Genomic DNA, 26,824 nt, shown 5'->3' with positions numbered 1-26,824 from the left:
GTGATGTATGCCAGCAAAAGTAGTGGTAATAGGCAGCCTGAACATGGACCTGGTGACCCGGGCGCCACGGCTGCCCCGTGGTGGTGAAACGCTGATAGGCCAGTCGTTTTCCACGGTTTCCGGTGGCAAGGGCGCGAACCAGGCCGTGGCCGCGGCGCGTCTGGGGGCGCAGGTGTCGATGGTCGGTTGTGTCGGCAGTGATGCCTATGGCGACGCGCTGCGCGGAGCGTTGTTGGCCGATCAGATCGATTGCCAGGCAGTCAGTACTGTCGAAGATTCCAGCGGTGTGGCGTTGATCGTGGTCGATGACAACAGTCAGAACGCGATTGTGATTGTTGCCGGCGCCAATGGTGCGCTGACCCCCGAGGTGATCGACCGTTTCGACAGCGTGTTGCAGACGGCGGATGTGATCATCTGTCAGCTGGAAGTGCCGGATGCCACGGTCGGCCATGCCTTGAAGCGCGGCCGTGAGCTGGGCAAAACCGTGATCCTCAATCCGGCGCCGGCCAGTCGCCCGCTGCCGGCGGATTGGTACGCGGCCATCGATTACCTGATCCCCAACGAAAGCGAAGCCTCGGCCTTGAGCGGTTTGCCCGTGGACTCCCTGAGCACTGCCGAAATCGCCGCGACCCGGTTGATCGCCATGGGTGCCGGCAAAGTGATCATTACCCTCGGCGCTCAGGGGTCGCTGTTTGCCAATGGCACACGCTTGGAGCATTTCCCGGCGCCGAAAGTGAAGGCGGTCGATACCACTGCGGCCGGTGACACGTTTGTCGGTGGTTTCGCCGCGGCCCTGGCGGCCGGCAAAGGCGAGGCCGAGGCGATCCGTTTCGGTCAGGTCGCCGCTGCGCTGTCGGTCACCCGGGCCGGCGCGCAACCTTCGATTCCCACCTTGTCTGACGTACAGGCCTTTAAAACACCATGAAAAAGACACCTTTGCTCAACGTCGCGCTGTCGCGGCTGATCGCGTCTTTGGGCCATGGCGACATGATCGTGATCGGCGATGCCGGTCTGCCCGTACCGCCCGGCGTCGAATTGATCGATCTGGCCTTGACCCACGGCATTCCGGATTTCGTCAGTACCTTGAAAGTCGTGCTCAGCGAAATGCAGGTCGAAAGCCATGTGCTGGCCCATGAGATTCTGGACAAGAAACCGTCGGCCTTGAGCACACTGGATGAACTGAATGCCGAAGGCGCGGTTGGCCGGCGCGAACTGCTCGGTCATGAGCAATTCAAAGCGCTCAGCCGACAAGCACGGGCGATTGTTCGTACAGGCGAATGTCAGCCGTACTGCAACATTGTGTTGGTGGCTGGCGTAACGTTCTAACTTTCCGTTCTTCCCACGCACAAGGAGTGCGCTATGCACCGCTATGCCCAGAAACTGCACCACCTGCTTCGGAGTCTGCTGCTTTTGTCCCTGATTACTGCAACAAGCGCCCAGGCAGCGGAAAAGATCGACTTGATCATCGACACCGATCCGGGGGCCGACGATGTGGTCGCCTTGCTGTTTGCCCTGGCCTCGCCGGAAGAACTGAACATTCGTGCACTGACCACCGTCGCTGGCAACGTGCGCCTGGACAAGACCTCGCGTAACGCGCGTCTGGCCCGCGAATGGGCGGGCCGCGAAGAGGTGCCTGTTTACGCGGGCGCACCGAAACCGCTGATGCGCACGCCGATCTATGCCGAGAACATCCACGGCAAGGAAGGCCTGTCGGGTGTCACCGTGCATGAGCCGAAGAAAGGCCTGGCCAAAGGCAACGCGGTCAACTATCTGATCGATACCCTGAAGGCCGCCAAGCCCCATAGCATCACCATCGCCATGCTCGGGCCACAGACCAACCTGGCCCTGGCGCTGATCCAGGAACCTGAAATCGTTCAGGGCATCAAGGAAGTGGTGATCATGGGCGGTGCGCACTTCAACGGCGGCAACATCACCCCGGTGGCCGAATTCAACCTGTTCGCCGACCCACAGGCGGCGGAAGTGGTGCTGAAAAGCGGCGTCAAGCTGACTTATTTGCCGCTGGACGTGACCCACAAGATCCTCACCAGTGAAGCGCGCCTGAAGCAGATCGCCGCTCTGAACAACAATGCCAGCAAACTGGTGGGCGATATTCTTAACGAATACGTCAAGGGCGACATGGAGCACTACGGTATTCCGGGAGGCCCGGTGCATGACGCCACGGTCATCGCTTACCTGCTCAAACCGGAGCTGTTCACCGGTCGTTCGGTCAATGTAGTGGTTGATAGCCGCGAAGGGCCGACCTTTGGCCAGACCATTGTCGACTGGTATGACGGCCTGAAGGCGCCGAAGAATGCCTTCTGGGTTGAAAATGGCGACGCTCAGGGCTTCTTCGACCTGCTGACCCAGCGGCTGGCTCGCCTGAAGTAAGCCGTATGCCCCGCAGGTGCCCGCCTGCGGGTTTTTTACGCTTACTCGGTTTCTGTTGCGCCCATATAGTCGGCGGGGTACTTCTCGAGTACCTGTGCGATGAAGGTCTGGGCGGCTTGCGTCCCCAGTTCCTTGACCAGCAAATCGATACCAATGATTGCCAACTCTTCCGGGGTGCCCGGGCTGTAAGAGCTGTGGCCCTGTGGCCACTTGATTGTGATGTTGGCGTCGATGCTTACGGTGGTCATGATGGCGCTCGTGAAATCGAGATGTCTGAGTGTCGAGTTAACCATTTTGCGGGACGTTTGGCACTCCGACTTAGGCATGAAGGGAGGGCTATGCGACACTTGGTCTTTGACGAATTTTCAAGGACTGTGCTGTGCAGATCGATTTGAACACTCCTGACGGCTTGACCCTTGGGGCGGTGCGTCAGCTACTGGCCTCTGCCAGCGATGATGAGCACACCCAGCTGCGGGTCACCAAGGGTGGCATCGCCTATATTTCGTCGGGTGTCGTGGGCGGTACTGATATCGACGGGCTGCTGTTTCGCCTGGAAACATGGGCCAAGGGCTCGGGTTATGTCGGATTGGTCGCGGCCAGCGACGAAGTCTGGGTCATGCAGATCTTCAATGCGCTGAAAGAAAACTGGCCGAATCCGCCGTTCGACTACATCGACGTCTATTGAGCGCTGTTCATATTCAGTCACGATTGCGGGATGAACGGCAGGGTGATGCTCAGGCAAACTCGCCGCTTGTCCAGGCCGAGGGCAGGGTGATAGCGCTGGTCTTGAAACCAAACACCAAAATGGCGGTCGCACGATCTCAGCTTAACTATTGAAAAAAGGAGGCTTCATGCCTTGGAAGCTCGCGTCATTGGGTACTTTGTTGGCTGCCACGCTGCTGGCTGGTTGCAGCAGTACGTCCACCGAGTCGGTAAAGGACCCTGTGGCGGCCGATACCGGCCACAGCCGTTGTGAAGCAAAGGCTGCCGAATTCACCCTTGGCAAAAAGGCTTCGCCCGAACTGCTGGAGCAGGCACGCACCCGTGCAGGCGCGCAGAATGCCCGGTTCCTCAAGCCCGATGACATGGTGACCCTGGAGTACCGCTCCGATCGCCTGAACCTGAACACCGATAACAACCTGGTGGTCACTCGCGTCAACTGCGGCTGATTGCTGCAGGCTTTTGTTTCATCCATAAAAAAACCCCGTCACATGGACGGGGTTTTTTAGTGCGCCAGAAAATTACTCTGGGCGAACTTGTGCAGCTTGCATACCCTTTTGGCCTTTCTCAGCCACGAAGGAAACGGTTTGGCCTTCTTTCAGGCTTTTGAAACCGTCGCTTTCGATAGCTTTGAAGTGTACGAACAGGTCGTCACCGCCACCTTGAGGAGTGATGAAGCCGAAGCCTTTTTCATCGTTGAACCATTTAACGGTGCCGGTTTGGCGATTAGACATGGTGTATCTCCAAGAAACATATATTTTCAGTAGTACTGTGCTGCTCAGGCCAACTGGGCACACCGGAGTATCATAGTCGAAATGTTCGCTTTGGGAGCCCCCCGGCCGTGCTGTTTGCCCTGCAGTCGCGTTCTCTTTGTTGCTATATGTGGCTGAAAGCCCCGTTTTAAAAGGCTTTCAGCCGAAAGTAAAGACAATAAAAAAAGCTGTAAAACCTGCATATTTTGTACGAAAAAGCTGTTTTCAGAGGCTTTTCATCGGCTGTTAAGGCCTTCAAAGCGTTCTGTGGGGCTTATTTTTTCGCCTTTTCATCGGCTTTGCAGGAGGCAATTTTAGTCAGTGCTTTTTGTTTCAGTGCGTCACTGGCGGTGTTGTCCATCAATGACTGGATGTCGCTGGCTGGGTACGATTTGATCGCATCAGCACCGCATGCACAGTGAGCTTTTGCAGCCGCAGCGCCAATCTGCGGGGAAGCAGCTTGTGTGCACTGCGCCATGTACTTCTCGCGCTCGCCCTTTGGCCAGTCGGCATGAGCAGTCAGCGGCAGCAGCAGGACGACGGGTGCGACGACGGCAAATAAACGATTCAGACGCATGCTGAGATGCTCCTTTTGGGTCAATGTCTTTTATCTGATGGGTGACGCGGGGTTCAAGTTCAGCACTCTGGCATAAAAAAGCCTGATTTGCCCCAGCAGAAAACCCCGGTGCATCGACGACCGTTCATCTGTGCTAGCATGCTCTGCTCGGGCGTTTGCAGGCTCCGGATGACCTTCAGTCCCGGTAGCGGCAGAGGCGCGAATAACCCTGATTTGAATCCCAGTCACTCTGGTTCGGTTTTCCGGTTGGCCGCAAGGCTCCTGCCGCTGTAAGGCAGGCGTTCGTTATTGAATGGCCTGGACCGGATCTTGTACTGGCTCATCCCAACCCACGTGACCTTTGGTAGGGGTCACCACTAGGAGAGGAGGCGCCATGCCAACTATTACTCTTCCCGATGGCAGTCAACGTTCATTCGATCACCCGGTTTCCGTAGCCGAGGTCGCCGCATCCATTGGTGCCGGTCTGGCCAAGGCCACCGTGGCCGGCAAGGTCAATGGCAAGCTGGTCGACGCCAGCGATATCATCGACAGCGATTCCTCGCTGCAAATCATTACGCCAAAGGATGAAGAGGGGCTGGAGATCATTCGCCACTCTTGCGCCCACCTGGTTGGCCACGCGGTCAAGCAGTTGTACCCGACGGCCAAGATGGTCATCGGCCCGGTCATCGAAGAAGGCTTCTATTACGACATCGCCTTCGAGCGTCCTTTCACGCCCGACGACCTGGCCGCCATCGAACAGCGCATGCAGCAGCTGATCGAGAAAGATTACGACGTGATCAAAAAAGTCACTCCGCGCGCCGAAGTGATCGAAGTGTTCAAGGCCCGCGGCGAAGACTACAAGCTGCGTCTGGTCGAAGACATGCCGAACGAGCAGGCCATGGGCCTGTACTATCACGAAGAATACGTCGACATGTGCCGTGGCCCGCACGTGCCGAACACGCGCTTCCTGAAATCCTTCAAGCTGACCAAGCTGTCTGGCGCCTACTGGCGTGGCGATGCCAAGAACGAGCAATTGCAGCGCGTTTACGGCACCGCATGGGCGGACAAGAAGCAGCTGGCGGCTTACATTCAGCGCATCGAAGAAGCTGAAAAACGCGATCACCGCAAGATCGGCAAGCGCCTGGGCCTGTTCCACACCCAGGAAGAGTCGCCGGGCATGGTGTTCTGGCACCCGAACGGCTGGACTCTGTACCAGGTGCTCGAGCAGTACATGCGCAAGGTTCAACGCGACAACGGTTATCTGGAGATCAAGACTCCACAAGTCGTTGACCGCAGCCTGTGGGAGAAATCCGGGCACTGGGCCAACTACGCCGACAACATGTTCACCACCCAGTCGGAAAACCGCGACTACGCCATCAAGCCGATGAACTGCCCTTGCCACGTGCAGGTGTTCAACCAGGGCCTGAAAAGCTACCGCGAGCTGCCAATGCGTCTGGCCGAGTTCGGTGCCTGCCACCGTAATGAGCCGTCGGGTGCGCTGCACGGCATCATGCGCGTTCGTGCCTTCACTCAGGACGATGCTCACATCTTCTGTACTGAAGAGCAGATGCAGGCCGAATCCGCCGCGTTCATCAAACTGACCATGGACGTCTATGCCGACTTCGGCTTTAAAGAAGTCGAAATGAAACTGTCCACTCGTCCGGAAAAACGCGTCGGTTCCGACGAACTGTGGGATCGCGCCGAAGCGGCATTGGCCGCAGCCCTTGATAGCGCGGGCCTGCCGTACGATCTGCAGCCGGGCGAGGGTGCGTTCTACGGTCCGAAGATCGAGTTCTCGCTGAAAGATTGCCTCGGCCGCGTCTGGCAGTGTGGTACCCTTCAGCTCGATTTTAACCTGCCTGTCCGTCTGGGAGCCGAATACGTCTCCGAAGACAACAGTCGCAAGCACCCGGTGATGTTGCACCGGGCGATCCTGGGTTCCTTCGAGCGCTTCGTCGGAATTCTGATCGAGCACTACGAGGGTGCATTCCCTGCGTGGCTGGCTCCGACCCAGGCAGTGATTATGAATATCACTGATAAACAAGCCGATTTTGCCGCCGAGGTTGAAAAAACTCTCAACGAAAGCGGGTTTCGTGCCAAGTCTGACTTGAGAAATGAAAAGATCGGCTTTAAAATCCGCGAGCATACTTTGCTCAAGGTTCCCTATCTCTTGGTTATCGGAGATCGGGAAGTCGAGATGCAGACTGTCGCTGTGCGTACTCGTGAAGGTGCTGACCTGGGCTCGATGCCCGTCGCCCAGTTCGCTGAGTTTCTCGCGCAAGCGGTTTCCCGGCGTGGTCGCCCAGATTCGGAGTAATTATTATTAAGCGTGAAATGAGACAAGATAAACGAGCTGCACCGAAAGCCCCGATCAACGAGAATATCTCGGCACGCGAGGTTCGGTTAATTGGGGCTGAAGGTGAACAGCTTGGGATTGTGTCAATTGAAGACGCGCTTCTTAAGGCTGAAGAGGCCAAGCTGGATCTGGTGGAAATTTCCGCCGATGCAGTACCCCCTGTTTGCAAACTGATGGACTACGGCAAATCGATCTTCGAGAAGAAGAAGCAGATTGCCGCAGCCAAGAAAAACCAGAAGCAGATTCAGGTTAAAGAAATCAAGTTTCGTCCAGGGACGGAGGAAGGGGATTACCAGGTAAAACTGCGCAACCTGGTACGTTTCCTGAGTGACGGGGACAGGGCCAAGGTATCCTTGCGATTCCGCGGCCGTGAGATGGCCCACCAGGAGCTGGGGATGGAACTCCTCAAGCGAGTTGAAGGTGACTTGCTCGAGTACGGTTCGGTCGAACAGCATCCTAAGATGGAAGGACGCCAGCTGATCATGGTCATCGCCCCGAAAAAGAAGAAGTAATCAACAGGGCACGGCAGGCCTTCTGATTATGTTTATCAACTGAATGCGGAGTATCCGAACATGCCAAAAATGAAAACGAAAAGTGGTGCTGCTAAGCGGTTTTTGAAAACTGCTAACGGTATCAAGCACAAGCACGCTTTCAAGAGCCACATCCTGACTAAAATGTCGACCAAGCGTAAGCGTCAACTGCGCGGTAGCAGCTTGCTGCATCCGTCTGACGTGGCAAAAGTCGAGCGCATGCTGCGCCTTCGTTAATTTTAGTCAAGAATAGAGGAAGTAACTCATGGCTCGTGTAAAGCGTGGCGTCATTGCCCGTAAACGTCACAAAAAAATTCTGAAACTTGCTAAAGGCTACTACGGCGCTCGCTCGCGCGTATTCCGTGTTGCCAAGCAAGCGGTAATCAAGGCAGGCCAATACGCCTACCGTGACCGTCGTCAGAAAAAACGTCAGTTCCGCGCTCTGTGGATCGCTCGTATCAACGCTGGTGCACGTATCAACGGTCTGTCCTACAGCCGTTTCATCGCCGGCCTGAAAAAAGCGTCCATCGAGATCGACCGTAAGGTTCTGGCTGATCTGGCAGTGAACGAAAAAGCGGCGTTTGCTGCGATTGTCGAGAAAGCTAAAGCCACCTTGGCTTAAGTACCCCCGACAGTCACCCGGCCTCACCTCTGTGGGGTCAGGTGTTAAACGTCATAAATAGGGGAAGAGCCTTCAAGCTCTTCCCCTATTTTGTATCTGGAGTCTGTACATGGAAAACCTGGACGCGCTCGTCTCTCAAGCACTAGAGGCTGTGCAAAGCGCTGAAGATATCAATGCCCTGGAGCAAATCCGGGTTCACTACCTTGGCAAAAAGGGTGAATTGACTCAGGTGATGAAGACCCTGGGGAATTTGCCGGCGGAAGAGCGTCCGCAAGTCGGTGCGCTGATCAACGTTGCCAAGGAGCGTGTCACAGAGGTTCTCAATGCGCGCAAGGCACTGTTTGAAGAGGCTGATCTGGCCGCCAAACTGTCTGCCGAGTCCATTGACGTGACCCTGCCTGGCCGTGGCCAGACCTCGGGTGGTCTGCATCCGGTTACTCGCACTCTGGAACGTATCGAACAGTTCTTCACTCACATCGGCTACGGCATCGCCGAAGGCCCTGAGGTCGAAGACGACTACCACAACTTCGAAGCGCTCAACATCCCAGGCCATCACCCGGCCCGGTCGATGCATGACACCTTCTATTTCAATGCCAACATGTTGCTGCGCACCCATACCTCGCCGGTACAGGTCCGCACCATGGAATCGAAACAGCCGCCGATCCGCATCGTCTGTCCAGGCCGTGTGTACCGTAGCGACTCCGATATCACTCACTCCCCGATGTTCCACCAGGTCGAAGGCCTGCTGGTCGACCGCGATATCAACTTCGCCGACCTGAAAGGGACCATCGAAGAGTTCCTGCGCGTGTTCTTCGAAAAAGAACTGGCTGTGCGTTTCCGTCCTTCGTACTTCCCGTTCACCGAGCCATCCGCCGAAGTCGACATGGAATGCGTGATGTGCAGCGGTAAAGGTTGCCGTGTCTGCAAGCAGACTGGCTGGCTGGAAGTCATGGGCTGCGGCATGGTTCACCCGAACGTGCTGCGTATGTCCGGGATCGACCCGGAAGAGTTTTCGGGCTTTGCCTTCGGCATGGGCGTTGAGCGTCTGGCCATGCTGCGTTACGGCGTGAACGACTTGCGTCTGTTCTTCGACAACGACTTGCGGTTCCTCGCGCAATTTCGCTAGTCGTAACGAATTCTTAGGAGAGCAGGATGAAATTCAGTGAACAATGGCTGCGTGGCTGGGTAAGCCCGCAGGTAAATCGCGACGAGCTGGTTGCTCGTCTGTCGATGGCCGGTCTTGAGGTCGATAGCGTTACGCCGGCCGCCGGTGAATTCAGTGGCGTGGTGGTGGGTGAGGTGCTGAGCACCGAGCAACACCCGGACGCCGACAAGTTGCGTGTTTGCCAGGTCAGCAGTGGCGCGGAAACTTTCCAGGTCGTATGCGGTGCGCCCAACGTGCGCCCGGGCCTGAAGATCCCGTTCGCCATGATCGGTGCCGAACTGCCGGGCGATTTCAAAATCAAGAAAGCCAAGCTGCGTGGCGTTGAATCCAACGGCATGCTGTGCTCCCAGGCCGAACTGCAAATCGGCGAAGGCAACGACGGCCTGATGGAATTGCCGGCCGATGCGCCGGTTGGTCAGGACATTCGTGAATACCTGAGCCTCGACGACGCCAGCATCGAGGTCGACCTGACCCCGAACCGCGGTGATTGCCTGTCGCTGGCCGGTCTGGCCCGCGAAGTCGGTGCGCTTTATGCCGCCCCGGTGGTTCGCCCGGCCATTGCCAGCGTTCCTGCCGTGCACGACGAAGTGCGTTCGATCGAAGTGCTGGCGCCAAACGCTTGCCCGCGTTACCTGGGTCGTGTGATCCGTAACGTTGACCTGTCTAAACCTACGCCACTGTGGATGGTCGAGCGCCTGCGTCGTGCCGACGTGCGCAGCATCGACGCCGCCGTCGACATCACCAATTACGTGATGCTGGAACTGGGTCAGCCGCTGCACGCCTTCGATCTCGCCGAAATCAATGGCGGCATTCGCGTGCGCATGGCCGAAGAAGGCGAGAAGCTGGTGCTGCTCGACGGTCAGGAAGTCAGCCTGCGTAGCGATACGCTGGTGATTGCCGACCACACCCGCGCCTTGGCTATCGCCGGCGTCATGGGCGGCGAGCACAGCGGCGTCAACACCGCGACCACGCGCGATATTTTCCTGGAAAGCGCGTTCTTCGACCAGATTGCCGTCGCTGGCAAGGCTCGTTCCTACGGCCTGCACACCGACGCTTCGCACCGCTACGAGCGTGGCGTGGACTGGAAGCTGGCCCGTGAAGCCATGGAGCGCGCCACTGGCCTGCTGCTGGAAATCACCGGTGGCGAAGCCGGCCCGATCGTCGAAACCGTCAGCGAGCAGCACCTGCCGTCGATCGCGCCGATCACCCTGCGTGCCCAGCGCATCACCCAGATGTTGGGTATGGAAATGGATTCGGCCGAAGTCGAGCGTCTGCTCAGCGCTTTGGGTCTGACCATTTCTGCCGATGGGGCAGGGCAGTGGCGCGTAGAAGTGCCAAGCTTCCGTTTCGATATCAGTCTGGAAGTTGACCTGATCGAAGAGCTGGCCCGCCTGTACGGTTACAACCGCCTGCCGGTTCGTTACCCGCAAGCCCGTCTGGCGCCACAAGCCAAGGCTGAAGCGCGCAGCGATCTGCCAGAGCTGCGTCGTCTGCTGGTGGCCCGTGGTTATCAGGAAGCGATCACGTACAGCTTCATCGATCCGAAACAATTCGAGTTGTTTAATCCGGGTGTCGAGCCGCTGCTACTGGCCAACCCGATTTCCAACGACATGGCTGCGATGCGTTCGTCCCTGTGGCCGGGTCTGGTCAAGGCACTTCAGCACAACCTGAACCGCCAGCAGGATCGCGTCCGCCTGTTCGAAAGCGGCCTGCGCTTCGTCGGTCAGCTGGAAGGCTTGAAGCAAGAGCCGATGCTGGCCGGTGTGGTATGCGGTAGCCGCCTGCCGGAAGGCTGGGCACAAGGTCGCGATGTCGTGGATTTCTTCGACGTCAAAGCCGATGTGGAAGCGGTGCTTGGCTTCGCCGGTGCGCTGGATTCGTTCACGTTCGTGCCAGGTAAACACCCTGCGTTGCACCCGGGTCAAACCGCGCGCATCGAGCGTGATGGTCGTTTGGTAGGTTATGTCGGCGCCATCCACCCTGAATTGTCGAAAACCCTCGGTCTCGACCGTCCGGTCTTCGTTTTCGAGCTGGTTCTGGCCGAAGTGGCTTCGGGCAAAATGCCTAAATTCCAGGAGTTATCGCGCTTTCCTGAAGTGCGTCGTGACCTTGCACTGCTGGCGGACAAAGACGTTGCGGCCACTGCCGTACTGGACGTAATCCGTGAAAATGCAGGCGAATGGCTAACGGACCTCAGGCTATTTGACGTGTATCAGGGTAAAGGCATTGATCCGCATAGAAAAAGCCTTGCAGTTGGCTTGACCTGGCAGCATCCATCGCGCACTCTTAATGACGATGAGGTGAATACCACGACGCAAAACATCCTCACCTCGCTCGAACAAAGGTTGAACGCCACGTTAAGGAAGTGACGTATGGGGGCTTTGACGAAAGCTGAGATGGCGGAACGTCTGTATGAAGAGCTGGGCCTGAACAAGCGGGAAGCCAAGGAATTGGTCGAACTGTTTTTTGAAGAAATCAGGCACGCTCTTGAAGACAACGAACAAGTCAAATTGTCCGGTTTCGGCAATTTCGACCTTCGGGACAAACGCCAGCGGCCTGGCCGCAATCCGAAAACGGGAGAAGAAATCCCGATCACGGCTCGCCGTGTGGTCACCTTTCGTCCAGGGCAGAAGTTGAAGGCCCGAGTTGAGGCTTATGCTGGAACCAAGTCATAACGACGAACTACCCGTCATCCCAGGCAAACGCTACTTCACCATTGGTGAAGTCAGCGAGCTGTGTGCGGTAAAGCCGCACGTGCTGCGCTACTGGGAGCAGGAGTTTCCTCAACTCAACCCCGTCAAACGCCGCGGAAACCGCCGGTATTATCAGCGCCAGGACGTGCTGATGATCCGGCAGATCCGCGCGCTTCTTTACGATCAGGGGTTCACCATCGGCGGCGCGCGCCTGCGTTTGTCCGGCGATGAAGCCAAAGACGACACCACCCAATACAAACAAATGATCCGCCAGATGATCGCGGAGCTGGAAGATGTTCTGGTAGTCCTCAAGAAATAAATTCCTGCTTTTAAATACTTCCAGTTTTCAAAAGCTTGCGATATATTCTTGAGCGTTCCTCGAGATGAGGAACAGAGTCAACGCCTAGTCGGGGCGTAGCGCAGTCCGGTAGCGCACTAGCATGGGGTGCTAGGGGTCGAGTGTTCGAATCACTCCGTCCCGACCATATAATTCAAAGGGTTGCGAGATTTTATCTCGCGACCCCTTTTTGTTTCTGATTTTTAAGGCGCCCGGTCAAGGTGCGGCTGACTCTCTCCAGGCATGCCGCTTGATCACCGCTTCATTTTCATCAGCGTGCGGGATTGCGGATCGCCGACATGAGCGAGCATTCTGCCTGTGACGCTGAGCGCCCTATCCCATGGCATCGCGCCAGCCCTCAATCCTTCTCCGGGCATTTGAAGTTCCAGGAATAAATCTTCATTTCTTTAATCTTTTCGCCGACAGTTCCCACACCAAGGCAGGTTTCATTTTTGATGTAATTGAAGCTGCAGTACCGGACACCCTCTGTGCAAGATTCGATCTCTTTGAAACCTTTTCTCATGATGATGTTCTCGACCCCAAACGCACCTGAATAGGTTGGGTTCGGCTTCCAGCCATTTTGAATTAATGCTTTTCTGGCATCTAAAAAGGGCATTCCCTCTTTTATAGGGACGTCTGTTGCGTTGGCAAAAAAGCTGGCGCAGCAAAAAAGGCCGATGAGGAATGTTTGCAGCTTCATTTAACGGTACCACCAAAGTTTTTCGATTGCATTCACGTTGCGCAGCAGTTCAACTGCAATCAAATTCTGTGTTCCTGGTGTGAAGTCGGATAATCCCATTGCTTTAACGGAGAGCTCCGCCCATGTGGCTTTCGTGACTCGATACCTTCCGGACGCTGTCGTTGAACCGCCGTAACCTGCCCCGGATGGGTGGACTCATTAGTAAAAGTCCATTTTCCAGTTTTAAAACCCGGTGCCCAGCCATAACCAAATTTCGCGTGGTAGTTACCGCCGGCGCAGGGCCAGGTACTGGCAAATGTCGCCCCACTCAAAATGGTCGGTTGCTATCCCGTGCCGCGCTTACTTGGTTTTGGAGATGCGTCAGGACACTCATCGGCCCATCGTGTAACCGTCATGTCATTGAATTGCTCCCCAATGGTGTCGACGCGCAGGCAAGCGCCGTTCTTTGAGTAGAACAAGATGCAACGCGAGCTATCAAAAGAGCAGACATCGACCTCGAAGAACTTACGTGCAGCCAGCTCCCGCTCCACGCCACTATATTCATAACCATCGGTGGTATGCATCCGCGTCGGCTTCCATCCTTGTTTGACGAGCTTGGCCTTGGCCGTGACCAGGGGCTCACCGACGGCGATGCCTGCCGGCCCGCGCCTGTCGCTTGTCGCCTGCGAGCCATCTGCAAACGCTGCGCTGGTGCCAATGCAATAAAGTGCGACGAGCGCGAGGATCGAAGCCTTCAATTGACAATCCCTCCAGCCGATTTGTAGCTCGCCAAAAACTCTGAATACACAGACTCCACCCTTAGCAAGGCCCGAAAAATAGCGGACCGATATTGATGCCCCTAATCTGTCTCGGGACACTTGAAACCCCAACCATAAATTATCATGTCTTTTACTTCTTCACCGGTAGTGCTGATGACTAGACAAACTTTGTTTTTCTTGTAATTGAACTCGCAATATTGCACCCCTTGGGTGCATCTTTCGACTTCACTAATACCCATGTTTCTAAGTATTTGCATGGCTCCGCCAGGCTCCATTTCATCCGTTAAATTTGGTTTCCAACCATGTTTAATCAATGCTTTTCGCGCACTTAAAAATGGCATTCCTTTTTTAATCGGCACATCTGTTGCGTTCGCAAGAACGCTAACGCAACAAAGCAGAATGCAAGCAATAGGGTGTAGTTTCATTTTGTAGTGCCGCCAAATTTCTTGTAGGTGGTTAAGATATCGTCATACGGCCTATACGGTTGACCGGATGGATGTCCATTCAATGGGCGATTCGCTTGGTCGGGGCCCATCGGCAAAGATTCCCTTTGTCTAGATGCTTTGTGTGCTGCATCTTTAATGTCGCCATTTACGAGTGAATCAATTGTACGCACTCTGCGAAGAATTTCGATTGCGGTCAAAACCTGCGTATGTGGTGTGAAGTCAGATAATCCCATTGCTGTAATGCAATAGTCTCTCCAGGAGCCGATCGTAATTTGATACCTGTCTGATGCCGTAGTTGATCCGCCGTAACCTGCCCCCGGATGGGTGGACTCATCAGTGAAAGTCCATTTTCCAGTTTTAAAACCCGGTGCCCAGCCTTTACCTGTTTCTTAATGAAGAGTCGAAATCCTTCGACTCTCTCCAATCCGGATCCGATCAAGCGCCCGGTTTAGTGCGTCCAAGGCATCAAGGAGGGCCTTCGCCTCAGCTTCCCGGCCATCACCCCAAAGGCGTTCTGCCATTTTGTTCAGGGTCTGGATGGAGCGCTCAATTTCAGCCGCAGTCGCTGCTTTGCTTTCCAGCTGTTTCTTCAGCATTGAGTAACCTTTCTGCAGGGCGGTACTTGCCTTCAGTTGCTAGCTCAGAGTATCGGCCACCAGAACACAGACGAACAGCCTCGGTCGTGGGCATCGGCACCGCATCGATCTGCTGTTAGTCCAGTCCCCAGCATGGGGCGCCAGGGGACGAGTGTCCGAATCACTCCATCCCGCCCCTATAATTCAAAAGGGTCGCGAGATTTTATCTCGCGACCCTTTTTATTTGTCTCGGTTTTGACGCCTTGGTTATTGATGCAATCAGCGTCGATCCAACCAAACCGTCTGCGCATTACAAAACTCCCGCACCCCAAAATGCGACAGCTCCCGGCCAAAACCACTCTTCTTCACACCACCAAACGTGACACGTGGGTCCGTCGCGCAGTAGCCATTGATGAACACGCCACCGGTTTCCAGTTCACCAGCCATCTGCTCCGCAAGCTGAACATTACCTGCGTAGATAGTTGAAGCGAGTCCGAATTCGCTGTCATTGGCCAACTCCAGCGCATGGGCGGCATCGCGTGCGGTGATGATGGAGGCCACTGGGCCAAACAGTTCCTGTTTAAATGAGGTCATCTGGTCGGTGACGTCAGCGAAGACGGTGGGCTCGTAAAAGTTGCCGGGGCCTTCAGCTTTCTTGCCACCCATCAGCGATGTCGCGCCTTCTTCCAGGGTGTCGCGAACTTGACGATCCAATTCCAGCACACACTTTTTCAAGGCTGCACCGGCCTGTGCGCCAATGGCAATGCCGGCCCGGACGCTGCCGGTGAGTGTCACCGCTGCGATGCGTGGATCGGCGATTGCCGTGGAGACGCCGTCCGGCGTGACATTGATGACCTCGAAAACGCCTTCGGGAAAGTCAGCGTGTTTGAAGGCATCCCGCAACAGATAGGCGCAGCCCATCACGTTGGGTGCATGTTTGAGGACGTAGGTGTTGCCAGCGATCAGCGCTGGAACGGCGCCGCGCAGGACCTGCCAGATCGGGAAGTTCCACGGCATCACGGCGAGAATCGGGCCGAGCGGGCGATATTCAATGCGTGCCTTGCCACCCTCGACCATTGTCGGTTCGGCGCTCAGCATGGCAGGGTCAGGACTCTTCGCGATAGCGCCCCGGGGTCATGCCGAACCAGCGCAGGCAGGCTTTATGAAAGCTGCTCTGATCGCGAAAACCCAGCAACGCGCCGATGTACTTTACGCTGCGCACCGAGTTGCGCAGGAAGTTGTGCGCGAGCATCAGCCGCGCCTCGTCCTGTAGCGCGGAGAAGTGCATGTCTTCATTGCTCAGGCGCCGTTGCAGGCTACGCGCGCTGACCCCGACCACCTGGGCGATTTTGTCGAGGTCGCTGGGCACGCCTTGGGCCAAGCGTTCGGACAGCACCCGCCGAACCCGCGCGGTCATCGAGTCGTTGAGCAGCACGTTCAAACGCGCGCGAGCGTATTCGACATGCAAGACATCCAGTGCCGGATCGGCGGTGGGCAAGGCAATCGAGCAGTCGTCGATGCTGAACGTCAGGCTGTTGTACGGCGCGTCGAACAGCAGGTTGTTGCCCAGCAAGCGTTCCAGTCGGGTGGTGTCTGCGGGTTCGGGGTAGGTAAAGGTCGCTGCCAGGGGCTGGGGTTTGTGCTTGGGCAACAGCCAGTGGACCAGCCCCAGGGTTTGTGCGGCACCAGCGTCGATGAACGGGCGGGGCGTCAGCGACGGCTCCATGCTGATGTCGAAACCGATCAGCCGCAGCGCCCGGGGTTTGCGTTCCAGGCACATGCAAAAGCCGTTGCTGATCAGTGAGTGATAGTCCACCAGACGTTGCAGGGCAGTGCCCAGCGTGGCACAGGACATCACTGCATAACCGAGCACCTCCAGATTGGCCGGGTGCGCCCGGGTATAGGCCAGCAGGCCGATGTCCGGATTGCCGGTACGCTTTGCCGCTTCTGCCATCACCTTATAGACCAGCTCCAGCCCGACTCCCTTGGGGTTTGCAAAGACCTCCTCGCTGCTGTCGAACTGCTTGAGCAAGGCTTCTACGTTTGCACCTCCGTCGGTCAAGACATCGGCAAGCACCCGAAAACTGGCGCTAGTCATTCTGTGCATAGTTCTTCCTGGGCTGATAGCTAAGTGATATCGCGCGAGCGGCGCATGATCGCAATAAACAAATGACCACAGTCGATTAACGGGACAACCACGTTTCCGAGGACAAACGAAAGGTATCCGGGAACACTTCCTGACGCAGTGAGGCGGGGGGATTATGGCCGGCAGTCAACCCTTGCAGTCGCAGGAGCGCCGCTCGGCCTGGTCACACTCAACCGGCGGCAGGCCGCTGCTTTGTCCACGGATGTGTCATGCACAGAGTCAGAAACTTTTACAGTGAGTTGGCACTCGGCCGGTTGGTGCTGGCGTTTCAGCCGGTGGTCTGGTTGCCCGACAGTAATCGGGTGCTGTACCAGGAAGGGCTGTTGCGGCATATCGATGCGCTGGGAGACGGGGTCTATCCCTTTGCGATGCTGGAGAAACACCAACTGATGCGTGAGCTCGACCGCAGTGTGGTGCATGGCGTGATCGACAGCTTGTTGCTGGACGAGCACCTGCGACTGGGCTGCAACATCTCTGCGCAAAGTGCCATCGTCGACCACTACTGGCAGGAGATCTTCGCGCAGTTGCGTGATGCCCCCTCGGTGGCCGCGCGGCTGGTGATTGAAATCACCGAAAGCGCCACACCGCCCAGCACCTTGGCGGCGATCGAGTTCGTTCTGTGCTTGCGTGAACTTGGCTGCCGGGTGGCCATCGACGACTTTGGCGCGGGTCTGGGCACCCTGGAATTCATTCGCCAGACCCGGCCGGACATCGTCAAGATCGATCAGGGTTACATCCAGCGTGCACGCCTGGAAACCAACAACGCCCAGACCCTTGGCCACCTGTTGCAACTGTGCAAGACCCTGGCGCCGTGCGTGATCATCGAAGGGATTGAGTCCGAAGCCGACCGCGCTCTTGCCACCGCCTGCGGCAGCGAGTGGGGGCAAGGTTATCTATTCGGTCGTCCGCAGATTGATGCGTTGGGCGCGCGCTGCCTGCTGCAACCCATATTGTTGTAGAGACGGTCCGGGACAGTCTGGCGCTTACGACGATTGACCGCTGGTGCTTTACCGTACATGCGAAAAAACATATATTCGGGGAAGCGCATATAAGCTGGCGCTCCACTGTGACGCAAAGCCCAAACCCCGAGAACCGAAATGGCTGCCCCTCTGACGCCGACCACTGTTTTCAAATGCCTGGCTGACGACAACCGCGTCCGCATGATGCTGCTCATCGCCCGTGAGGGAGAGCTGTGCGTCTGCGAGCTGACCTGTGCGTTGAATGAGAGCCAGCCCAAAATCTCCCGGCACCTGGCACAGTTGCGCACAGGCGGATTGCTGGCGGACCGTCGGCAAGGCCAGTGGGTTTACTACCGGCTGCACCCGAATCTTCCTGACTGGGTGCATCAGGTGCTGACCGTGGTGCTCGAAGCCAACAAGCACTGGCTGAGCCCGGATGCCAAACGCCTTGAACAAATGGGCGATCGTCCTGAACGGGCAGCGGCTTGCTGCCCGGCTTGATGATTTCCAAAGCACCCTCCCTGACAACAGCAACAGAGCACCTCAACATGACTATCAAAGTGGGCATCAATGGTTTTGGCCGCATCGGTCGCCTCGCCCTGCGCGCCGCGTGGCGCTGGCCGGAGTTTGAGTTCGTGCAGATCAACGACCCGGCAGGCGACGCGGCGACGCATGCGCACTTGCTGAACTTCGACTCGGTGCATGGCCGTTGGAATGATCAGGCAAGCGCCGAGGGTGACTGCATTGTCATCGACGGCAAACGCATCAAGGTCACCGCCAACAAGGCGATTGCCGATACCGATTGGTCGGGCTGCGATCTGGTGATCGAAGCCAGCGGCAAGATGAAGACCGTCGCGGTGCTTCAGGCTTATCTGGACCAGGGCGTCAAGCGCGTGGTGGTCAGCGCTCCGGTGAAAGAAGAGGGCGCGCTGAACATCGTCATGGGCGTCAACCATCAGCTGTTCAAACCGGCCGAACATCGCATCGTCACCGCGGCTTCGTGCACCACCAACTGTCTGGCGCCGGTGGTTAAGGTGATCCATGAAAAACTGGGCATTCGCCACGGTTCGATCACCACCATCCACGACCTGACCAACACACAAAGCATCCTCGATCAGCCGCACAAGGATCTGCGCCGTGCGCGGGCTTCGGGCATGAGCCTGATCCCGACCAGCACCGGCTCGGCCACCGCCATCGCCGAAATTTTCCCGGAGCTGCGCGGGCGTCTGAACGGTCACGCCGTACGCGTACCGTTGGCCAATGCTTCGCTGACTGATTGCGTGTTCGAGGTCGAGCGCGTCACCACGGTTGGCGAAGTGAATCAGTTCCTCAAGGATGCGTCCGAGAACGAACTCAAAGACATCCTCGGTTTCGAGGAGCGTCCACTGGTGTCCATCGACTACCGCACCGACCCGCGCTCCTCGATCATCGATGCGCTGTCGACCCTGGTCATCAACGGCACCCAGGTCAAACTCTATGCCTGGTACGACAATGAATGGGCTTACGCAAACCGCACCGTCGAATTGGCCAGAATGGTTGGCCTGGCTGTTTAAGGAGCGTTGATGAAAGCCTTGTCAGCCCTCGCGCCGCCAGTGCGGCAGTACCTGCTCGTGACGGGCAATTACTGGGCCTTCACCCTCACCGACGGTGCCTTGCGCATGTTGGTGGTGCTGCACTTTCACGCGTTGGGCTACAGCCCGCTGCACATCGCGGCGTTGTTCCTGTTCTACGAACTCTTTGGCGTGATCACCAATCTGGTGGGCGGTTATCTTGGTGCGCGTCTGGGGCTGAACCGAACCATGAACATCGGGCTGGGGATGCAGGTTGTGGCGCTGTTGATGCTGACAGTGCCAGTGGCCTGGCTGACGATCCCTTGGGTGATGGGGGCTCAGGCGCTGTCGGGGATCGCCAAAGACCTGAACAAGATGAGCGCCAAAAGCTCGATCAAACTGCTGGTGCCCGACGGGCAACAGGGCAAGCTTTATCAATGGATAGCCGTCCTCACCGGCTCGAAGAATGCCCTCAAGGGTGTCGGTTTCTTTCTCGGTGGGGCATTGCTCGCCCTGATCGGCTTCAGAGGGGCGTTGCTGGCCATGGCCGCTGTTCTTTCGCTGATCTGGTTCAGTAGCGTGATCCTGTTAAAAAGGGATCTGGGCAAGGCGAAAGCCAAACCAAGGTTTCGCGACATCCTCTCCAAGAGCCGTGCCATCAACATCTTGTCGGCAGCACGAATGTTCCTGTTCGGTGCCCGCGATGTCTGGTTTGTGGTGGCTTTACCGGTGTACTTGAGCAGTGTCTTTGGCTGGGATTTCTGGAAGGTCGGTGGATTCCTGGCGGCCTGGGTGATTGGCTACGGCATCGTGCAATCGTTCGCGCCACGGATTACCGGCAAGCAACGAGGACATGTCCCGGATGGCCGCGCTGCGTTTGTTTGGGCGCTTGCTTTGGCAGGCTTTCCCGCAGCAATCGCTCTGGGGCTGAACACCGGGTTATCGCAACAATGGGTGCTGTTGGGCGGATTGATGATTTTTGGTGCGCTGTTCGCGGTGAACTCCTCTCTGCACAGCTACCTGATCGTGTCCTACGCCAAGGAAGACGGCGTGTCGCTGGACGTGGGCTTTTACTACATGTCCAACGCCATGGGACGGCTGATCGGCACCGTGCTCTCTGGCTGGGTTTTTCAGGTCTTCGGGCTGGGAGCGTGTTTATGGATATCCAGCGCATTTGTTATATTCGCGGCACTGATTTCCATTAGGTTGCCGAGGCATTCCAAAGTGATCTAAATCGCTCTGAAGGCGCTGTTTCACGCGTTTTACTCGTCATAGTGCAACTTTCATTTCTATTTATTTTGGCGCTCCTGACATTTTTCAGGCGCCAAATATTTGCAGTTTTTTATATGGATCGAAAAGCGATTGCTCTTAGTACAATTAATTCATACGCACTATTGCAATCTAAGCCATACATTACCAACCCGTTCAGGCATCAAGGAAAACTACAACAATCTCACCACTAAAAAACTGACACGACAAAAACTAAAATCTCCTTATAAGTCGGTGAACATCATGATTAAAGTCATGGCCTACTTTTTAATAGGAGCTGTTCTTGCAGGATGCAACGGTATGGTAAAACCCGACTTGTCGGGACCTGCCAATGATTCATATTTCTCAGTCTTCTCAGGCTTTCCCTTGCCCTATCTGTACACGGCCTCGGCCGTGCAATGGAACGAGGACTACGCCGTCACCACCCGCCACACCCCACTCATCCGCAACGTGAAATACAGCTGCAGCACCGGCTGCGACCTGGTCTTCATCAAGCACAAGGCCGACGGCCATTATCCGTCATGGCGCGCACCGCGCGTGGGTGAGCACATCACTGCCGTGGGGACGAGCCCGTATATGACAACGGTCAGCGGGGAAGGCAAGGTGTATCCGGCACCTTTCATCAACAGTGATGAAGGCAGCGGAGAACGCTATGCCATCCATGATGCCCCGATGATCAAGGGGATGTCGGGTGGGCCCGTCATCGCCAGTGACGGCAACATTGTCGGTATTAATGTCGGTTTTTTCTCCACCACACTTCACGATGTGAGTTTTCACCCAGGGGTAAAGGGCGCGGAGCGGATCAGCATCTTTATCCCGTACTCGATCATTCAGCGTGAGTGGCGGCTGATGCAGGCACAGCTTAATGATCCGCACGGCGCGAAATATGCGCAGAAGTAGCGTCGGGTCATCACCGAATCCGGATCATCGGATTCGGTGCGAGGTGGCACGTCTATCACTCGCTTATTCAATCCAGGCGTATATTGATAGTGTCGATCCAGGTCGTTGAGGCGATAGCAATTCGTCGTGGTGTGGCAGGTGAGAGCGCTGGGGGAGTCAGATTTCCCGGAGTGTCTGGAGGTGTTACATGAGCCAATATCAACGACTCTTTCTGATAGCCGGTCCAGCCATGCGTCACACCCCGGCGCTGGAGCGAGCTGTCGCCATTGCCGAAGCCACCGGTGCCGCGCTGCACATCACAGTGTTTATCGAAGACTCCCACCTCCTGGGTTTGATGAGCACAGGTACGCGGTTTCGTGAGGTCTGTCAGCAAGAGAACGAAAAATGGCTGAAAGATGAGGCCGATCTGATCCGTGGGCGCGGCATCGCGGTGAGCACCGAAGTGCTGATAACGCACAACGCACTGCAAGAGATTCTTCGACATGTGACAGAAATGCCGGCGGACCTGGTGATCAAGGACGTGCAGCACGAGTCGGCGCTCAAGCGCGTGTTCATCACGCCTCTGGATTGGCACTTGTTGCGCGAATGTCCGGTGGCTGTCCATCTGGTCAGTGAAGTCAGGTGTCCGCTGCCGAGGGTGATAGTGGCGGCCGTCGATCCGTCGCGCCCCGAGACGCAGATCACCGGCATCAACGACCGCATTATCCAGGCGGCGAACGGATTGGCGATGCAATGATGCGGAGTTGCATCTGCTGCATGCCTACGATCTATCGCTGACTCATATGTCCGATGCAGGCGCCGGAGCCGTGACAATGCCAGGCTTCAGCAGCGATGTGCGCAAGTCTCTGCATAAGTCATTCATCGCCTTGGCCGACCACTTTGGCGTGCCCACCGAGCGACAACACTTCGTTGCAGGGCCGCCTGGCAAAGCGCTGGCTGACTTTGCAGCGCATCATCGGGCCGATGTGATCGTCATGGGCAATGCGCATCGCAAGGGACTGGGCAACTGGGTGGGCAGTACGACGGAGCATGTGCTGTATCGAGTGCCCTGCAACATCTTCGCGGTCACGGGGCAAGTGGATCAGTGAATGGATCCGTTGTTCAATGACTCGCTAAGAGCGCCTCGGCGGCTGGAGCGGGATTTTTTGAGGGCATGTGCCGAGATATCCCGGTAGGTATCGCAATCGGTTGCCGCAAGGAGCTTTCCACCGTCCTTCAAGGTGGCCATGAAGGTCACTTCAGTGCTGTTGCCGGCGAGCAGATAGCCGGCGATGGCGCCAACTGGGCCCAGCAACATCGCGCCTGCAATGCCCAAGCCTATGGCGCTCTTTATATTCTTGTTGGACTCCGTGTTCTGGACCGTCAGATCTTTGAATTCCGAGACCGGGAAACTTTTCCCCAGTCGTGGTTTAAGGGCTGTCTTGAGCGTAATGGTACCCGAGTGATACTCCCCGTCGCACTGCGGGAAATCACCGGCGAGCACTGTGATCTTTGCCATATGGAGTGTTCTCTGGGCGATCATTTTTGGGGTGGACATTGCGCGCGCCCAAACTCAAAACGTCAACGATCTAACGATGAGTGGCAGCCGCAGGCCCCGAAACACACAAGTATCAGTCTTCCGGGTCAATTTCTTCTTCGGGCGTCCATCTGGTGATCAGGTCAGCCATCAGCTCGGCAATGGCATCAGTGTTGTTTGTCAGCACCTGAAGGTGATCGGTTATTCGCCCTGACACATCAGTAGCACCGCTTTTATCAATCCAGCGACCAATCTCATCAATGGCACAGCCGAGGGCCGTGATGTTCTGGTTGATACGGTCGAGCAAGGCGGGGACAGGATCGTCTGGCATGGTTATTCCTCCAGTCAAGAAAGGAAAGCGTAGCAGGTGAACGGGGGCCGTATACGCGGCGATAGCCCTGTCATGGACGTTTTATAACGTTTGGCAAAAGCGGGCGGAGAGTGCGCTTTAATCCTGCGTTGGTCCGACAGGTTTAATCGCGATCAGGATTTAGAGGCTTGGCATCATCAACAGACCTTTCGGCTGAGAGGGACTAACGGGGGATTAATGGACTTCTGGACCACCACGCAAGTATCGATTTTAGGGTTGGTTGAAGGGCTCACAGAGTTTTTGCCCATCTCCAGTACAGGACACCAGATCATTGCCGCGGACTTGCTCGACTTTGGCGGTGAGCGAGCCATGGCGTTCAATATCATTATTCAGTTAGGGGCTATTCTGGCGGTCGTCTGGGAGTTCCGTCACAAGATTCTGGACATCACCACCGGCTTGCCGACCCAGCGAAATGCGCAACGCTTCAGTCTTAATTTGTTGATCGGCTTCCTGCCGGCGGTTGTCCTGGGGGTGATGTTCGCCGACAAGATCCATGAGTATCTGTTCAACCCTATCACTGTGGCCGTGGCGCTGGTGATTGGCGGAATCATCATGTTGTGGGCGGAGCAACGCGAGCATGTGGTGGTGATCGATCATGTGGACGAGATGCGCTGGACCGATGCCTTGAAAGTCGGTTGTGCACAGTGCCTGGCGATGATCCCCGGCACTTCGCGCTCGGGATCGACGATTATCGGTGGGTTGCTGCTTGGCCTGTCACGCAAGACGGCTACCGAGTTTTCGTTCTTCCTGGCGATGCCGACAATGGTGGGGGCCGCAGTGTACTCGGGCTATAAGTATCGCGATCTGTTCCAGGCCGCCGACTTGCCAGTGTTTGCTCTGGGTTTTTTGGCCGCGTTCTTCTTCGCGATGATTGCCGTGCGCGGCTTGCTCAAGTTCATCGCCAACCATAGTTATGCGGTGTTCGCCTGGTACCGGATCGCGTTCGGTTTGCTGATCCTGGCGACGTGGTTTTTGGGGTGGGTCGACTGGAACCACCTCTCGGAAGGGGTGTAGGTTTTCCATGCCTGCCTTTGTGGCGAGCGAGCAAGCTCCCTCGCCACGTGTGGGCTGCTGAAAGTATCTAAAGTTTGTTGACCCGCGCCAGTGGCAGGCTGATTTTCTGTTCACGCTGCAGGAAATTCATCATCAGCAGCACCCGTTCCTCGCCGTCCATGGCCAGGAACACCGCTTCGAGATCGCAGAACGGGCCTTCATTGATGCGCACGGTATCTCCGTGTCTCAACAACGTTGTCACGATCGCCTGACTGTCCCGTTCCTGGAGTTCATCGATCAGTGCATCGCGGATTGGCAGCGGCTGACCGCCGAACCCGACGACTCGCGAAACACCGCGGGTCGAGCGCAGCGGACCCCAACTGTCCTGAAGGCTCAGTTGAATAAACAGATAGCCCGGAAACAGCGACTCGCTGATCACCTTACGCTGGCCCCGCAAAATGCGCTCACGTCTGTAGGTCGAGCGGAAACAGGCATAGCCCTGGCGCTGCAAATGTTCTTCGGCGCGCTCATCTTGTTTGGGTTTGCACTGGAGCAGATACCAGGCTTTGGTGGCGTGTTCTGCAATCGCGTTCATTTAGAGGCCTCCTCTGCGTTGATCTGCTCCAGCAATTCGGCGGTCTTGCGCTGCATTAACGAGCTGTCGCCACGACTTTCCACGGCCAGGCACACCACGCAACCCTGGTCCGAGAGGCGCAAGCTGAAGCGCCAGTCGGCAAAGACCAGATTCAGTCCGTCGCTCTCGTTGATGTCGAGGGCATCGGCGGCGTAACGCTGCTTGATGCATGCCAGCAGTGCGGGGCCATCCTTGACGTGACGATGGATTTCCCCGGAAGAAGGGAAAGCGCCGATGCGCTCCACCAGCAGCACTGGCGGCTTCTGCACGCGGGGGAAAATCAGTTCCGACGCATAGGCGCGCACGATCAGGTAGGCGAGGTTGTGTTTAAGGTCAGCGCCATACGGGGGGCGACTGTCATCTGCCTTGAAACCGCTCAACGTATTCATAGAGGCTTCGTCCATAGGGTAATAAAGACCATAAAATCGATTCGGTTAAGCACACGCTTGTCAGGGGGCAGCGCCGTCACAGGGTGTTCTGATGCAGGTGCTCGAAGCAGAAGTTGGTGGCTTCGATGTAACCTTCGGCGCCGCCGCAATCGAAACGTCGGCCCTTGAATTTGTAAGCCAGGACGCAGCCGTTCTGGGCCTGTTTCATCAGCGCATCGGTGATCTGGATTTCACCGCCCTTGCCAGGTTCAGTGTCAGCAATCAGGTCGAAGATATCGGGGGTCAGAATGTATCGACCGATGATGGCCAGGTTGGACGGGGCGTCTTCCGGACGGGGCTTCTCGACCATGCTGTTGACCCGGTAAATACCCTCGCGAATCAACTCGCCGGCAATCACGCCGTATTTCTGGGTCTGCTCATGGGGCACTTCCTGGATCGCCACGATCGAACAGCGGAACTGTTCGTAGAGCTTGATCATTTGCGCCAGCACCCCATCGCCCTCCAGGTTCAGGCACAGATCGTCGGCCAGCACCACGGCGAATGGCTCATCACCGATCAACGAGCGGCCGCTGAGAATCGCGTGCCCCAGGCCCTTCATCTCCACCTGACGGGTATAGGAAAAACTGCAGGTATCGATCAGCTCACGAGTGCCGTGCAGGAACTTTTCCTTATCGGTGCCACGAATCTGATGTTCCAGCTCGTAACTGGTATCGAAATGATCCTCCAGCGCGCGCTTGCCGCGGCCGGTGACGATGGCCATATGTTGCAGGCCGGCGTCGCGTGCTTCCTCGACGGCGTACTGGATCAGCGGCTTGCTGACGATCGGCAGCATCTCCTTCGGCATGGCCTTGGTGGCGGGTAAAAAGCGGGTCCCATAACCGGCAGCGGGGAACAGGCATTTACGAATCATGGAAGCGTCCTTGAAAGTAGACTGATGGAGTGGCTGATGGCAGTAGGAAAGATTCGATCCGGATGTCGGAACCGGTCACGCTGAGGAGTGCGGGCTCGAAATGGCCCGATCACTCGAGAAAAATGTTCGCAACGCTACAGGGGCAACGAAAGGCCCGTGCGCCATGTTTCTCGTCAGGCGCGGGCAGGGGGAATATCGGGTGGCCGGCGAGCATGCCCGGTTGTTCCATGGCATGTTCCTGACGCAATCCGCTGTAAACAAAGTTATTGCCCAAGGCGCCCTTTACCCAACTACTAACCGAATGTCCGACACCCTGGCAATGCACTAGCGGAACAGCTATACATTAGCCATTCGCTATTTCGGTGTAATTTAGATTGAACGAGCGCGGGAAAACGGCAACTGTTAGAAATTGTCTGGATAAAATCCTGAACTGTTATTTTCAGTGCCTGAAGGCGAAATGTTATTTTTTGTCTGGAGAAAAAGTTGGGGGTGGTTTAGGTGTCATGGTAATAAATACGCATCGATTGTTTTAATGTTTCTTCTGCAGTTACCGGGTTTGTAAATACCTGAATTCATTCGTAGTTTAAAGC

Annotated in this window: 32 protein-coding genes, 1 tRNA gene and 2 pseudogenes; 21 read left to right on the top strand and 14 right to left on the bottom strand. The window is 56.6% G+C overall.

The features are described from left to right. Positions 1-7 precede the first annotated feature (7 nt). Genes rbsK through QMK51_RS18675 form a run of 3 tightly spaced genes read left to right on the top strand, consistent with a single transcriptional unit; the run spans position 8 to position 2,388 of the window. Complete coding sequence (rbsK, locus tag QMK51_RS18685; RefSeq protein ID WP_320391204.1) at positions 8-925, top strand: ribokinase; 918 nt, start codon at positions 8-10, stop codon at positions 923-925. Beyond that, positions 922-1,326 (top strand): D-ribose pyranase, encoded by a 405-nt coding sequence (gene rbsD / locus QMK51_RS18680; protein WP_258696707.1) that lies wholly within the window; start codon positions 922-924, stop codon positions 1,324-1,326. The genes rbsK and rbsD overlap by 4 nt, the downstream gene beginning before the upstream one ends. A 33-nt stretch (positions 1,327-1,359) precedes the next feature. Next, positions 1,360-2,388, top strand: coding sequence for a nucleoside hydrolase (locus QMK51_RS18675; RefSeq protein WP_320391203.1), 1,029 nt, complete (start codon positions 1,360-1,362; stop codon positions 2,386-2,388). Positions 2,389-2,429: 41 nt separating this feature from the next. On the opposite strand, the gene QMK51_RS18670 is transcribed toward QMK51_RS18675, so the two are convergent. Next, a complete protein-coding gene (locus QMK51_RS18670; protein ID WP_258696705.1) occupies positions 2,430-2,636 on the bottom strand; it encodes a hypothetical protein in 207 nt (68 codons plus the stop codon). 131 nt (positions 2,637-2,767) lie between these two features. On the opposite strand from QMK51_RS18670, the gene QMK51_RS18665 reads away from it, so the two are divergent. Both QMK51_RS18665 and QMK51_RS18660 read left to right on the top strand, forming a co-directional pair. Then, positions 2,768-3,073, top strand: a complete 306-nt coding sequence (locus QMK51_RS18665; protein ID WP_320391202.1) for a hypothetical protein — start codon at positions 2,768-2,770, stop codon at positions 3,071-3,073. A gap of 166 nt (positions 3,074-3,239) precedes the next feature. After that, on the top strand, positions 3,240-3,557 hold the full coding sequence (locus QMK51_RS18660) for an I78 family peptidase inhibitor (protein ID WP_320391201.1): 318 nt from the start codon (positions 3,240-3,242) through the stop codon (positions 3,555-3,557). Positions 3,558-3,629: 72 nt separating this feature from the next. Here QMK51_RS18660 and QMK51_RS18655 read toward each other — a convergent pair whose 3' ends face one another. Together QMK51_RS18655 and QMK51_RS18650 are read right to left on the bottom strand one after the other, a co-directional pair. Then, entirely contained in the window at positions 3,630-3,842 is a 213-nt protein-coding gene (locus tag QMK51_RS18655; protein ID WP_003179963.1) for a cold-shock protein, read from the bottom strand. Between the two features lie 292 nt (positions 3,843-4,134). Further along, complete coding sequence (locus QMK51_RS18650; RefSeq protein ID WP_258696702.1) at positions 4,135-4,437, bottom strand: hypothetical protein; 303 nt, start codon at positions 4,435-4,437, stop codon at positions 4,135-4,137. 373 nt (positions 4,438-4,810) lie between these two features. Here QMK51_RS18650 and thrS point away from each other — a divergent pair, with 373 nt between their 5' ends. The 9 genes from thrS (at position 4,811) to QMK51_RS18605 (ending at position 12,267) form a co-directional block, all read left to right on the top strand. Next, positions 4,811-6,733, top strand: coding sequence for a threonine--tRNA ligase (gene thrS, locus QMK51_RS18645; protein WP_007940231.1), 1,923 nt, complete (start codon positions 4,811-4,813; stop codon positions 6,731-6,733). Next, a complete protein-coding gene (gene infC, locus QMK51_RS18640; protein ID WP_172435341.1) occupies positions 6,733-7,284 on the top strand; it encodes a translation initiation factor IF-3 in 552 nt (183 codons plus the stop codon). The genes thrS and infC overlap by 1 nt, the downstream gene beginning before the upstream one ends. 60 nt (positions 7,285-7,344) lie before the next feature. Next, positions 7,345-7,539, top strand: a complete 195-nt coding sequence (gene rpmI / locus QMK51_RS18635) for a 50S ribosomal protein L35 (protein ID WP_002553160.1) — start codon at positions 7,345-7,347, stop codon at positions 7,537-7,539. Positions 7,540-7,567: 28 nt separating this feature from the next. Continuing rightward, complete coding sequence (gene rplT / locus QMK51_RS18630; RefSeq protein ID WP_007905879.1) at positions 7,568-7,924, top strand: 50S ribosomal protein L20; 357 nt, start codon at positions 7,568-7,570, stop codon at positions 7,922-7,924. Between the two features lie 109 nt (positions 7,925-8,033). Continuing rightward, the gene (gene pheS, locus QMK51_RS18625) at positions 8,034-9,050 is read left to right on the top strand and encodes a phenylalanine--tRNA ligase subunit alpha (protein WP_007905876.1); all 1,017 of its coding nucleotides are present in this window, start codon (positions 8,034-8,036) and stop codon (positions 9,048-9,050) included. 26 nt (positions 9,051-9,076) lie between these two features. Beyond that, positions 9,077-11,458, top strand: coding sequence for a phenylalanine--tRNA ligase subunit beta (gene pheT, locus QMK51_RS18620; protein WP_320391200.1), 2,382 nt, complete (start codon positions 9,077-9,079; stop codon positions 11,456-11,458). A gap of 3 nt (positions 11,459-11,461) precedes the next feature. Further along, a complete protein-coding gene (gene ihfA, locus QMK51_RS18615) occupies positions 11,462-11,764 on the top strand; it encodes an integration host factor subunit alpha (protein WP_002553164.1) in 303 nt (100 codons plus the stop codon). Then, positions 11,745-12,101, top strand: a complete 357-nt coding sequence (locus QMK51_RS18610) for a MerR family transcriptional regulator (protein WP_003179985.1) — start codon at positions 11,745-11,747, stop codon at positions 12,099-12,101. The genes ihfA and QMK51_RS18610 overlap by 20 nt, the downstream gene beginning before the upstream one ends. An 89-nt stretch (positions 12,102-12,190) precedes the next feature. After that, positions 12,191-12,267 (top strand) — tRNA-Pro (locus tag QMK51_RS18605). A 210-nt stretch (positions 12,268-12,477) separates the two neighbouring features. Here QMK51_RS18605 and QMK51_RS18600 read toward each other — a convergent pair. From QMK51_RS18600 to QMK51_RS18575, 6 genes and pseudogenes are all read right to left on the bottom strand, one after another. Next, the gene (locus tag QMK51_RS18600) at positions 12,478-12,819 is read right to left on the bottom strand and encodes a hypothetical protein (RefSeq protein ID WP_320391199.1); all 342 of its coding nucleotides are present in this window, start codon (positions 12,817-12,819) and stop codon (positions 12,478-12,480) included. Between the two features lie 323 nt (positions 12,820-13,142). Continuing rightward, the gene (locus QMK51_RS18595; RefSeq protein WP_320391198.1) at positions 13,143-13,556 is read right to left on the bottom strand and encodes a hypothetical protein; all 414 of its coding nucleotides are present in this window, start codon (positions 13,554-13,556) and stop codon (positions 13,143-13,145) included. Positions 13,557-13,657: 101 nt separating this feature from the next. Then, the gene (locus QMK51_RS18590) at positions 13,658-14,002 is read right to left on the bottom strand and encodes a hypothetical protein (protein ID WP_320391197.1); all 345 of its coding nucleotides are present in this window, start codon (positions 14,000-14,002) and stop codon (positions 13,658-13,660) included. 410 nt (positions 14,003-14,412) lie between these two features. Then, positions 14,413-14,619: a hypothetical protein gene (locus QMK51_RS18585; protein WP_320391196.1), complete on the bottom strand. Its 207-nt coding sequence runs from the start codon at positions 14,617-14,619 to the stop codon at positions 14,413-14,415. A gap of 258 nt (positions 14,620-14,877) precedes the next feature. Further along, positions 14,878-15,702, bottom strand: a pseudogene (locus tag QMK51_RS18580) (aldehyde dehydrogenase family protein); the annotation flags it as partial. A gap of 1 nt (position 15,703) precedes the next feature. Next, positions 15,704-16,705, bottom strand: coding sequence for an AraC family transcriptional regulator (locus QMK51_RS18575; protein WP_258696631.1), 1,002 nt, complete (start codon positions 16,703-16,705; stop codon positions 15,704-15,706). Between the two features lie 248 nt (positions 16,706-16,953). On the opposite strand from QMK51_RS18575, the gene QMK51_RS18570 reads away from it, so the two are divergent. The 6 genes and pseudogenes from QMK51_RS18570 to QMK51_RS18545 all read left to right on the top strand — a co-directional run bounded on the left by QMK51_RS18570 (position 16,954) and on the right by QMK51_RS18545 (position 22,510). Continuing rightward, a complete protein-coding gene (locus tag QMK51_RS18570; RefSeq protein WP_320391195.1) occupies positions 16,954-17,703 on the top strand; it encodes an EAL domain-containing protein in 750 nt (249 codons plus the stop codon). 138 nt (positions 17,704-17,841) lie between these two features. Then, entirely contained in the window at positions 17,842-18,204 is a 363-nt protein-coding gene (locus QMK51_RS18565) for a metalloregulator ArsR/SmtB family transcription factor (RefSeq protein ID WP_320391194.1), read from the top strand. 47 nt (positions 18,205-18,251) lie between these two features. Next, a complete protein-coding gene (locus QMK51_RS18560) occupies positions 18,252-19,256 on the top strand; it encodes an ArsJ-associated glyceraldehyde-3-phosphate dehydrogenase (RefSeq protein WP_320391193.1) in 1,005 nt (334 codons plus the stop codon). Between the two features lie 9 nt (positions 19,257-19,265). Continuing rightward, positions 19,266-20,486, top strand: coding sequence for an organoarsenical effux MFS transporter ArsJ (arsJ, locus tag QMK51_RS18555; RefSeq protein ID WP_258696627.1), 1,221 nt, complete (start codon positions 19,266-19,268; stop codon positions 20,484-20,486). Positions 20,487-20,822: 336 nt separating this feature from the next. Next, the gene (locus QMK51_RS18550; RefSeq protein ID WP_320394537.1) at positions 20,823-21,422 is read left to right on the top strand and encodes a serine protease; all 600 of its coding nucleotides are present in this window, start codon (positions 20,823-20,825) and stop codon (positions 21,420-21,422) included. Positions 21,423-21,609: 187 nt separating this feature from the next. Further along, positions 21,610-22,510 (top strand): annotated as a pseudogene (locus QMK51_RS18545) (universal stress protein). Here the strand turns inward: QMK51_RS18545 and QMK51_RS18540 are convergent. After that, positions 22,504-22,920: a hypothetical protein gene (locus tag QMK51_RS18540; protein ID WP_258696625.1), complete on the bottom strand. Its 417-nt coding sequence runs from the start codon at positions 22,918-22,920 to the stop codon at positions 22,504-22,506. The pseudogene QMK51_RS18545 and the gene QMK51_RS18540 overlap by 7 nt on opposite strands. A 112-nt stretch (positions 22,921-23,032) precedes the next feature. Then, a complete protein-coding gene (locus QMK51_RS18535; protein WP_320391192.1) occupies positions 23,033-23,269 on the bottom strand; it encodes a hypothetical protein in 237 nt (78 codons plus the stop codon). A gap of 216 nt (positions 23,270-23,485) precedes the next feature. Here QMK51_RS18535 and QMK51_RS18530 point away from each other — a divergent pair, with 216 nt between their 5' ends. Next, positions 23,486-24,322 (top strand): undecaprenyl-diphosphate phosphatase, encoded by an 837-nt coding sequence (locus tag QMK51_RS18530; protein WP_320391191.1) that lies wholly within the window; start codon positions 23,486-23,488, stop codon positions 24,320-24,322. 67 nt (positions 24,323-24,389) lie between these two features. On the opposite strand, the gene rfaH is transcribed toward QMK51_RS18530, so the two are convergent. The 3 genes from rfaH to galU all read right to left on the bottom strand — a co-directional run bounded on the left by rfaH (position 24,390) and on the right by galU (position 26,234). Further along, complete coding sequence (rfaH, locus tag QMK51_RS18525; RefSeq protein ID WP_258696622.1) at positions 24,390-24,896, bottom strand: transcription/translation regulatory transformer protein RfaH; 507 nt, start codon at positions 24,894-24,896, stop codon at positions 24,390-24,392. Continuing rightward, positions 24,893-25,324, bottom strand: a complete 432-nt coding sequence (locus QMK51_RS18520) for a phosphomannomutase (protein ID WP_320391190.1) — start codon at positions 25,322-25,324, stop codon at positions 24,893-24,895. Before QMK51_RS18520 ends, rfaH begins: the two co-directional genes overlap by 4 nt. A gap of 76 nt (positions 25,325-25,400) precedes the next feature. Further along, the gene (gene galU / locus QMK51_RS18515) at positions 25,401-26,234 is read right to left on the bottom strand and encodes a UTP--glucose-1-phosphate uridylyltransferase GalU (RefSeq protein ID WP_320391189.1); all 834 of its coding nucleotides are present in this window, start codon (positions 26,232-26,234) and stop codon (positions 25,401-25,403) included. Positions 26,235-26,824: the final 590 nt, after the last annotated feature.

Origin of the sequence: Pseudomonas sp. P9_31 (genome assembly GCF_034008235.1) — a bacterium.
Classification (GTDB): Bacteria; Pseudomonadota; Gammaproteobacteria; order Pseudomonadales; family Pseudomonadaceae; genus Aquipseudomonas.
This window is presented reverse-complemented; position numbering and strand designations above follow the sequence as displayed.

Coding starts and splice junctions, on each gene's coding strand:
- rbsK (WP_320391204.1), top strand. CDS start 8: ATGCCAGCAAAAGTAGTGGTAATAGGCAGCCTGAACATGGACCTGGTG.
- rbsD (WP_258696707.1), top strand. CDS start 922: ATGAAAAAGACACCTTTGCTCAACGTCGCGCTGTCGCGGCTGATCGCG.
- QMK51_RS18675 (WP_320391203.1), top strand. CDS start 1,360: ATGCACCGCTATGCCCAGAAACTGCACCACCTGCTTCGGAGTCTGCTG.
- QMK51_RS18670 (WP_258696705.1), bottom strand. CDS start 2,636: ATGACCACCGTAAGCATCGACGCCAACATCACAATCAAGTGGCCACAG.
- QMK51_RS18660 (WP_320391201.1), top strand. CDS start 3,240: ATGCCTTGGAAGCTCGCGTCATTGGGTACTTTGTTGGCTGCCACGCTG.
- QMK51_RS18655 (WP_003179963.1), bottom strand. CDS start 3,842: ATGTCTAATCGCCAAACCGGCACCGTTAAATGGTTCAACGATGAAAAA.
- QMK51_RS18650 (WP_258696702.1), bottom strand. CDS start 4,437: ATGCGTCTGAATCGTTTATTTGCCGTCGTCGCACCCGTCGTCCTGCTG.
- thrS (WP_007940231.1), top strand. CDS start 4,811: ATGCCAACTATTACTCTTCCCGATGGCAGTCAACGTTCATTCGATCAC.
- rpmI (WP_002553160.1), top strand. CDS start 7,345: ATGCCAAAAATGAAAACGAAAAGTGGTGCTGCTAAGCGGTTTTTGAAA.
- rplT (WP_007905879.1), top strand. CDS start 7,568: ATGGCTCGTGTAAAGCGTGGCGTCATTGCCCGTAAACGTCACAAAAAA.
- pheS (WP_007905876.1), top strand. CDS start 8,034: ATGGAAAACCTGGACGCGCTCGTCTCTCAAGCACTAGAGGCTGTGCAA.
- pheT (WP_320391200.1), top strand. CDS start 9,077: ATGAAATTCAGTGAACAATGGCTGCGTGGCTGGGTAAGCCCGCAGGTA.
- ihfA (WP_002553164.1), top strand. CDS start 11,462: ATGGGGGCTTTGACGAAAGCTGAGATGGCGGAACGTCTGTATGAAGAG.
- QMK51_RS18610 (WP_003179985.1), top strand. CDS start 11,745: ATGCTGGAACCAAGTCATAACGACGAACTACCCGTCATCCCAGGCAAA.
- QMK51_RS18600 (WP_320391199.1), bottom strand. CDS start 12,819: ATGAAGCTGCAAACATTCCTCATCGGCCTTTTTTGCTGCGCCAGCTTT.
- QMK51_RS18590 (WP_320391197.1), bottom strand. CDS start 14,002: ATGAAACTACACCCTATTGCTTGCATTCTGCTTTGTTGCGTTAGCGTT.
- QMK51_RS18585 (WP_320391196.1), bottom strand. CDS start 14,619: ATGCTGAAGAAACAGCTGGAAAGCAAAGCAGCGACTGCGGCTGAAATT.
- QMK51_RS18575 (WP_258696631.1), bottom strand. CDS start 16,705: ATGCACAGAATGACTAGCGCCAGTTTTCGGGTGCTTGCCGATGTCTTG.
- QMK51_RS18570 (WP_320391195.1), top strand. CDS start 16,954: ATGCACAGAGTCAGAAACTTTTACAGTGAGTTGGCACTCGGCCGGTTG.
- QMK51_RS18565 (WP_320391194.1), top strand. CDS start 17,842: ATGGCTGCCCCTCTGACGCCGACCACTGTTTTCAAATGCCTGGCTGAC.
- QMK51_RS18560 (WP_320391193.1), top strand. CDS start 18,252: ATGACTATCAAAGTGGGCATCAATGGTTTTGGCCGCATCGGTCGCCTC.
- arsJ (WP_258696627.1), top strand. CDS start 19,266: ATGAAAGCCTTGTCAGCCCTCGCGCCGCCAGTGCGGCAGTACCTGCTC.
- QMK51_RS18550 (WP_320394537.1), top strand. CDS start 20,823: ATGGTAAAACCCGACTTGTCGGGACCTGCCAATGATTCATATTTCTCA.
- QMK51_RS18540 (WP_258696625.1), bottom strand. CDS start 22,920: ATGGCAAAGATCACAGTGCTCGCCGGTGATTTCCCGCAGTGCGACGGG.
- QMK51_RS18535 (WP_320391192.1), bottom strand. CDS start 23,269: ATGCCAGACGATCCTGTCCCCGCCTTGCTCGACCGTATCAACCAGAAC.
- QMK51_RS18530 (WP_320391191.1), top strand. CDS start 23,486: ATGGACTTCTGGACCACCACGCAAGTATCGATTTTAGGGTTGGTTGAA.
- rfaH (WP_258696622.1), bottom strand. CDS start 24,896: ATGAACGCGATTGCAGAACACGCCACCAAAGCCTGGTATCTGCTCCAG.
- QMK51_RS18520 (WP_320391190.1), bottom strand. CDS start 25,324: ATGAATACGTTGAGCGGTTTCAAGGCAGATGACAGTCGCCCCCCGTAT.
- galU (WP_320391189.1), bottom strand. CDS start 26,234: ATGATTCGTAAATGCCTGTTCCCCGCTGCCGGTTATGGGACCCGCTTT.